At 27.9% G+C, this 8582-nt stretch carries 7 protein-coding genes; 6 read left to right on the forward strand and 1 reads right to left on the reverse strand.

The genetic code is table 11. From position 1 onward, the window contains the following. Positions 1-669 precede the first annotated feature (669 nt). Positions 670-1305: a YigZ family protein gene (locus KMP12_RS06875; RefSeq protein ID WP_215756982.1), complete on the reverse strand. Its 636-nt coding sequence runs from the start codon at positions 1303-1305 to the stop codon at positions 670-672. Between the two features lie 158 nt (positions 1306-1463). On the opposite strand from KMP12_RS06875, the gene KMP12_RS06880 reads away from it, so the two are divergent. From KMP12_RS06880 to KMP12_RS06905, 6 genes are all read left to right on the forward strand, one after another. Further along, the gene (locus KMP12_RS06880) at positions 1464-2297 is read left to right on the forward strand and encodes a DegV family protein (protein WP_215756983.1); all 834 of its coding nucleotides are present in this window, start codon (positions 1464-1466) and stop codon (positions 2295-2297) included. Between the two features lie 296 nt (positions 2298-2593). After that, a complete protein-coding gene (locus KMP12_RS06885; RefSeq protein ID WP_215756984.1) occupies positions 2594-3427 on the forward strand; it encodes a DegV family protein in 834 nt (277 codons plus the stop codon). A 113-nt stretch (positions 3428-3540) separates the two neighbouring features. Further along, a complete protein-coding gene (gene whiA, locus KMP12_RS06890; protein WP_215756985.1) occupies positions 3541-4494 on the forward strand; it encodes a DNA-binding protein WhiA in 954 nt (317 codons plus the stop codon). 113 nt (positions 4495-4607) lie between these two features. Beyond that, positions 4608-6047, forward strand: a complete 1440-nt coding sequence (locus tag KMP12_RS06895) for an alanine/glycine:cation symporter family protein (RefSeq protein WP_215756986.1) — start codon at positions 4608-4610, stop codon at positions 6045-6047. Between the two features lie 107 nt (positions 6048-6154). Then, on the forward strand, positions 6155-7669 hold the full coding sequence (locus KMP12_RS06900; protein WP_215756987.1) for a ClC family H(+)/Cl(-) exchange transporter: 1515 nt from the start codon (positions 6155-6157) through the stop codon (positions 7667-7669). A 215-nt stretch (positions 7670-7884) separates the two neighbouring features. After that, the coding region (locus KMP12_RS06905; protein ID WP_483867059.1) for a restriction endonuclease subunit S domain-containing protein at positions 7885-8582 on the forward strand (698 nt) is incomplete at its 3' end.

Consider the following 8582-nt stretch of genomic DNA (forward strand, 5'->3'; position numbering starts at 1 on the left):
ACAAGCTCTATAGGAATAGGTCTATTTATGTTAGTAGGAACAATACTACTAGCAAGAAGACAACAAAAATAAAAAAATAAAAAGAACTAGATTGATTTCTAGTTCTTTTTCTATAAAAAAATACAAACAACAAAACATTTTCAAGAAAAAGAAGATCTTTAAAACAATAAACTTTATTGACTTAGAACATAGATATTTAATATTATAGAATTAGTAAATAGAAAAAACATGTTAAGCCTGGCAGCAGAAGATATGAAACAAGGCTTTACTATGAAAGAAGCTACTTATACTTGGGGGAAAGCCTTGTCTATGTATTAAAATGCTGCTAATATACCTATTAGTAATGATATTCTGTATAGAAGCATGTATTTTAAGTTATATATAATCTTGAATATTGCCAATGTAACCTGTGTAATGGATTCAAGTAACAAAGCAAGGATATTTTTCATTATGAGCTAGCACATTCTTATAATGAAGATTTTAAAATAATAAAAACTTATGTATAAAACTAAAATAAGTAAAATAAAGTGTAGCATAAGAAGAAATAAGGAGGGACTGGTTAAAAAATTATACAATTTATATGAGCAAGCAAAAAGAAATTAATAATAAAAAATATCTGAATTTAAATTATATAATTTAAAAATGAAGTGAAAATTAATTCACTTCATTTTATTTTATATCAAATTCTAATAATTTTTCTCTTGATGAAATAATTTTAAATTTACCATTTGTTGTTTCCCTAATCCAATTTAAAAATACTTCTTCTTCATTTTGTATTACAAAAATTTTGTAATTTATCTTGTCGCTATATATCACATCATCTACTAAAAAATTTGTTTTTGTAATTTCATACTCTATTTTGCCATTAAGTGAATATTCAATTTCAAAATTTATTTCTAAAGCATTTTTTCTTTCTATTAGCTTAGCTTTTTTTATTGCTTCTATAACTCCAGAAGAGTAGGCACGAACAAGTCCACCTGTTCCTAATTTTGTTCCGCCAAAATATCTTATGCTAACAGCACAAACATTTTTTATATTATTTTTTAATAGAACATCTAGCATAGGAGTTCCAGCAGTTCCACTCGGCTCGCCGTCATCATTTGCTCTTGTTATTTCGTTGTTGTCGCCAAAAACAAATGCTGAACAAACATGGTTTGCATCATAAAATTTTTTCTTCATTTTTTGTATAAATTCTTTGGCTTCTTCTTGACTAGATATTCTTATTAGATAAGTAATAAATCTGGATTTTTTTTCTATCAATTCATTGTCTACATTATTTTTAATTGTGATAAATTTTTTTGTCATTTTATCCCACCTATAAAATATTATTTATTCATTATAGCATATATAAGTAATTATATTAAAAAATATAATATTTGTAATAATAATTTTTTTATATTATAATTAGTTTGTAATTTGTTACCTTGTAAACAAATTAATAATATTGAATGTTGAGAGAAAATATGGCTAGAATAAAATTAATTACTGACAGCACGAGCGACTTAACTCAAGAAGAAATTGAGTTTTACAATATAGCAGTTATACCTATGAAAGTTACTATTGACGGAGAAGATTTTGACGGCATAGATAATGAAGAATATATTTATCGTATGCGTGATGCCAAACAATTTTCTACCAGTCAACCTGCAGTAGGTTTGTTTATGGATGCATATAAAAAATGGACTGAAAAAGGATATGAAATTATATCTTTACATGTTTCTAGTGCTTTGAGTGGTACTTATAATACAGCTTTTTGCGTTGCACAAGACTATAAAGGAGTTCATGTTGTTGATACCATGACGGCTACTTGTGGTATGAAATATTTTATAAAAGATGCTTACGACTATATTAAAGAAGGAAAAAATGTAAAAGATATAGTAGAATTATTAGTAGCAAAACAGAAAAAAGTTTTGACTTATGTTACTATTGATAAACTTGACAACCTAGTAAGAAGTGGTCGCTTGAAAAAAACTGCTGGTCTTATAGGTAATTTCTTAAATCTAAAAATTTTAACAAAATTATTACCTGATGAGCTTGTTGTTCTTGATAAGGTAAGAGGCAAGAAAAAATTAGTTCAGGCCCTAATAAACGCTATAAAAAAAGATGTTGAAAATAAAAAAATTAAAACAATCAGTTTAGTAAATGTACTTTCTTATGAATATATAGACATGGTAAGAGAAAAAATGTTAGAAGTATTTGATTACCAAGTATTGGATAAAAATATTGTAATAACGACACCAGCTGTATCGACGCATGCAGGAGAGGGAGCTGTGGGAGTTATGATAGAAGTTGAATAAAAAAGAATTGTATTTTAAATACAATTCTTTTTTTATGAAAAATTTTATTTTTAAACAAGTTAGAATTTTAGAAAAAATTTTTATTAGTTTAAAAAAATAAGATGTTAAGCAAAGTTGAAAATTAAAAAATAAAAATTTCTATCAGATAATAATAAACAAAAAAATTTACTAAAAAATAAAAATACATTGTAAATTAATAAAATTTATAGTATAATTTCAAATATATTTATCTCTAAGATAAATATATTTTTATATGAGTAAAAAATAAAGTTTATTAATAAAGATGAGAGGACAAAATGACAAAAATAAAATTAATAACCGATTCAACTAGCGACCTAAGAAAAAGCGAAATTGAAAAATATGATATTGAGGTTTTACCAGTAAAAGTTACCATTGACGGTCAAGAATTTGATAGTATAGATAATGAAGAATATATCTATAAAATGCGAGATGCAAAACAATTTTTTACCAGTCAACCCTCGGTAGGTTTATTTTTAGAAGCCTATAAAAAATGGACTGATTTAGGTTATTCAGTAATATCTATTCATATTTCATCGGCAGTAAGTGGAACCTATAGCACAGCAGCATCTGTTGCCAAAGAATTTAATAATGTATTCGTTATAGATTCAATGACAGCCTCTAGGGGTATGCACTATTACATAGAAGATGCCTACAAGTACATTAAAGAAGGTAAGGGTGCAGAAGAAATATATAAATTGCTTATTGAAAAACAAAATAAAATAATTACTTATGTTACTATTGACAGGCTGGATAATTTAGTAAAGGGAGGAAGATTAAAAAAATCTGCTGGCCTTATTGGCGGCCTACTTAATCTAAAAATATTAACAAAATTATATCCAGAAGAACTTGCTCCAGTAGACAAGGTTAGGGGAAAGAAAAGATTAATTCAAAGTTTAATTGAAAATTTAAAAAATGATGTGGCAGGTAAAGAAATTAAAAAAGTTAGTTTAGTAAATGTCTTAGCCTATGAATACATAGATAGCATAAAAGAAGAAATAGCTAAAGAATTTAATTATAAAATTTCAGACGAAGATATTTTTATTACAACTCCAGCAATTTCAACTCACACTGGCGAGGGAGCCGTGGGAATAATTGTAGAAATAAAATAAAACATCTGCCTAACTTAAAAATATTTAAGCCAGTAGATTTTTAAATTTATGTGTTGTTTATTTTTTATAATAGTGATACAATTAACTAGCTAAAAAATTGCTAGGAGGTTAAAATGTCATACGCATCTGAAATGAAAAAAGAGCTAACAATGATTAAAATAAGTAAAGATAAAGAATTTTTGTCAGAATTATCTGCTTTAGTCAAAATGAATGGAATTTTAACCATAGCAAATGGGAGGCTGAGTATAGGTATCCAAACAGAAAATGCAACCATAGCAAGAAGAATTTTTTCTTTAATAAAACATTTTTACGACGTGAACATAAATATATCGGTAAGAAAAAAAATGAAATTAAAGAAAAATAATGTCTATATTTGTAGACTAGATGAAAAAGTAAAAGAAATTTTAACAGAATTATACATTTTAAGTGATAACTACACACTAAGAACAGACATAGCAAAAGAACTAACAGATACTGACGAAAAAAAACGTTCTTATTTGAGAGGAGCTTTTTTGGCTGGTGGTTCTATAAATAATCCTAGAACTTCAAGATACCACCTAGAAATATTTTCACAATATGCAGAACACAACAAAGAATTAATGGAACTACTAAATAGTTATGACCTTAATGCAAGAAGTCTCGAGAGAAAAAAAGGCTTTATTGTTTATGTTAAAGAATCGGAAAAAATCGCTGATTTTATAAATATTGTTGGTGCCTATCAATCCCTATTCCAATTTGAAGATGAAAGAATAGTTAGGGATATAAATAATTCTGTAAATAGGATGCAAAACTGCGATCTGGCAAATATGAATAAAATGGTCAAGGCTTCTAGCAGACAAGTAGAAGATATAAATATAATTGAAGAAAGACTAGGAATTGAAAATTTAGACGATAAGTTAAGAGTGGTAGCAGAAGCAAGGCTGAAAAATCAAGAATTAGCCCTTAAAGAACTAGCAGAACTTATAGAAGATGGAAAATTATCTAAATCTGGTCTTAACCACAGATTTAGAAAATTAGCAAATATAGCAAAAGAACTAAAAGAGGGAACTTATAAAAAGAATATCTAAAATAGATATTCTTTTTATAATGTAAAATTATCTAACACATATTTACTGAAAAATTTTTAAATTGTTATAATTATAAGTATAGTTTTTGATACTAATATTATGAGGAGAATAAGATGACTGAAAAATTAATTAATCTAATGGAAATAATAAATGATTTTATGTGGACCTATTTTTTAATAGGTTTAATTATTGTTGTAGGCTTGTACTTTACTATTAGCACTAAATTTGTTCAATTTATATATATAAAAGAAATGTTTAGACTTATAGCAGAAAAACCTATTAAAGATACTAAGGGACAACAAAAAGGCGTATCTGCCTTTCAAGCATTCACTATTTCAGCGGCGTCTAGGGTTGGTACTGGAACCATTGCAGGAGTTGCCATAGCTATTGCTTTAGGAGGTCCTGGTTCAGTCTTATGGATGTGGATAGTAGCACTTTTTGGGGGAGCTTCATCATTTGCCGAATCTGCCCTTGCACAAGTTTATAAGGTAAGGGATAGAAAGGGGGTTTTTCGTGGAGGGCCTGCCTATTACATGGAAAAAGGTCTTGGTCAAAAATGGATGGGTGTATTATTTGCCATAGTCATATCAATAACTTATGGTTTTGCATTTAACTCTGTACAGACTAACACAATAGCTCAATCTTTGGCAATTTATAATATAGATACGAAAATAGTAGGAATAGCATTATTAGTTTTAACTATATTTGTCATCTTTGGAGGGGTAACTAAGATAGTAAAAATTACTCAATGGTTAGTACCCATAATGGCCCTAATATATTTATTAATAGTCTTGGTAATTATGATTATTAATTTTGATAAAATTCCAGGTTTAATATCACAAATTTTTAAATCTGCATTCGGTTTAGAACAAGTTGCAGGAGGAACTATTGGTTTAGCTACTTCTATACTTTTAGGAGTAAAAAGAGGTATGTTTACTAATGAAGCAGGTTTAGGTTCAACACCTAATGCGGCAGCAACTGCTGATAGTACGCATCCAGCTAAGCAAGGTTTTATTCAAACTTTGGGTGTATATTTTGATACTTGTTTGGTATGTACAGCTACGGCCTTTTTAATTTTATTATATCCAGGTATAGAGTATGGTAATGGGAAGTTACAGGGTATTCAATTAACACAAGTAGCCTTAACTTCACAAATAGGTAGTATCGGAACAATATTTTTAATAGTTGCAATATTTTTATTTGGTTATAGTTCTGTTGTTGGAAATTATTACTACGGAGAAACAAATATCCAATATTTAATTCCTAAAAAATGGGCAGTAAATGTTTACAGGGTATTTTGTTGTATATTTGTCTATCTAGGAAGTGTTGCAGACTTGAATATTGTTTGGGGAGCTGCTGATATTACAATGGGAATTATGGCATTATTAAATCTTATTGCAATAGTTGGGCTATCTAGTGTAGTTTATGTAGTCCTTAAAGATTATGTTAAGCAGAAAAAATTAGGTAAAGATCCAGTATTTTATTTGGATAACCTACCAATTAAATTAAATAATGTCGATTGTTGGAAAAATAAACCAAAAGAAAATAAATAATTTTTTAACCTGACTTGTGTCAGGTTATTTTTTATTTTTAAAAAAGACTTTAAAAATTTCTCATAAATTAGTAAAATAAATTTAAGAATAAATTTTGGAGTAAAGATATGAATATTCTAAAAAAAAGACGCAGGGAAATTTTTAGCGAATCATCTCTCTTATTTGATGGTATTATAGTTGGGATTATGGCTGGCATAGTAGGTGTCATATATAGACTAATGATAGCTTATAGTGAAAAAGTTATATATTTTTTTGAAAATAATATTTGGTCAAATAAAATATATATTTTATATCTGATATTATTTTTGCTAGTAATGGGATTTTTATCTGCTTATATGGTAAAAAAAGAACCTTATTCATCTGGGAGTGGCATACCCCAAGTTGTAGCAGAAGTTACTGGTCGAATAGACACCAGACCTTTTAGAATTTTATTTTATAAAATGTTTGGAGGATTTTTTGCAGCCCTGGGTGGTTTGTCCCTGGGTAGAGAGGGACCTTCTATTCAACTAGGTGCAATGAGTGGAAAACTTGTCTCAAAATTATTAAGACGTGATAGTGTTAAAGAAAATTATTTATTAACTTGTGGCGCTAGTGCTGGTCTTTCGGTAGCCTTTAATGCACCACTTGCAGGAGTTATGTTTTCTATCGAAGAAATTCATAAAAATATTTCTAAAAAATTAGTTGTCAGTTGTTTTGCTTCGGCAGTAGTTGCTGATGTCATAAGTCAATATGTATTTGGTTTTGAGGCGATATTCAAATTTTCAAATCTTGCTAGCATAGAATTACAAACTTATATTTTTATAGCCATCTTGGGAATATTTTTAGGACTGTGTGGAACTTTTTATAATCTATTAATGAAATTTTGTTTGAAAATATATAATAAAATTACTCTTAATATATTGTTACGTCCACAAATAGCTATGTTTTGTTCTTTACTAATGTTTATATTTTTTCCTATTGTATTGGGTAGTGGTCATCACTTGGTGGAAAAATTAATCTATACCACTTATGGAATTTTATTTTTAATAGTATTATATTTTTTAAAAACATTTTTCTCACTAATGTCTTTTTCGTCTGGAGTAGCAGGAGGTATATTTCTTCCAATTTTAGTACAGGGAGCGATTCTAGGAGCCTTATTTAGTAAATTTGTTGGAACAGAATATTTGTCAATATTTATTATATTATCAATGGCTGGTTACTTAACTGCTGTTGTAAGAAGTCCGCTAACTTCGATTATTTTAATTTTTGAAATGACACAAAAGCTATCTTATTTTTTACCACTGGCAATATGTTGCTTAGCCGCTTATTACACTGCTAATATTTTGGGAACTAAACCAGTTTATGAATATTTATTAGGAAATTTACTATCTAAGGAACATATAAAATTTGACGGAGAAAATGAAATAGAATTTGAATTAACTATCGAGGCAGATTCTGCTTTAATAAATAGAAAAATTTGTGAAATAGATTGGGGAAAAAATATTTTTGTTGCAGAAATAGAAAGAAATGCAAAACACATCTTACCTAAGGGAGATACGCTATTAAATCAAAATGACAAATTACTTATCAAGGCTACAAAGGAAAGTTCAGATGATTTTGTAAATAAATTTTTAGAAAAATAGTTGAAAAAGTAGAGAAGTAATAATTAATATGTTAGAATTACATTAAATACTTATAGGAATGTAGAAAAAAATATTAAGATCTCCTAGTTTTGAAAAATTGCATATAGGCGACGGTGTAAAACAGTATAACTAGGGAGGAGCAAAATTCAAAAATATTTTAATGGCTCAAATCAGATATCGAGGAAATAAAGTAAGAACCAAGGAATTAAGAAATAATGAAAAGATATAAAAAGTATAGAAAAGTAGACTTGCCCTGGCTAAAGGAAGTGCCTGAGCATTGGGGAACAGAAAAAATTAAAAGATTATTTTATATCAGTAAAGATTTATCAACTAAAGAAAATCCAGTTATTTTATCATTAGCAAGGGATAAAGTAAAGGTAAGGGATATTTCAAATAATAAAGGACAAATAGCTGTTGATTATTCAAATTACAATAAAGTTGAAAAAGGAGATTTACTTTTAAATCCAATGGATTTATACAGTGGGGCTAATTGTAATATTTCTTATATAGAGGGAGTTATTAGCCCAGCATATATAAATTTAAGAAATAAAGTTAAATTAAATAAAAAATATTATGATTATTGGTTTAAAGCACAATACACTTCATTAGCTTTACAATCAGTAGGTAAAGGAGTGTCTAAAGATAATAGATGGACACTAACAAATGAAACTTTATTAAATTATGTTACTTTAACTCCCCCCCTATCTGAACAAAACCAAATAGCCAAGTTTCTTGATTGGAAGATAGGGGAGATTGATAGGTTGGTGGGGTTGGAGAAAAATAAAATTGAAAAGCTGGATGAGTTGTTGTTTAATAAATTAAATTCAATATATGATAACTTGAAAAATTATAATTTAGTAACATTAAAAAGAATTAGTAATGTGTATTCTGGAAAAGAAGTCGTAGATGAAAT

This window comes from Gemella sp. zg-1178 (assembly GCF_018790995.1).
In the GTDB taxonomy this organism is placed as follows: Bacteria; Bacillota; Bacilli; order Staphylococcales; family Gemellaceae; genus Gemelliphila.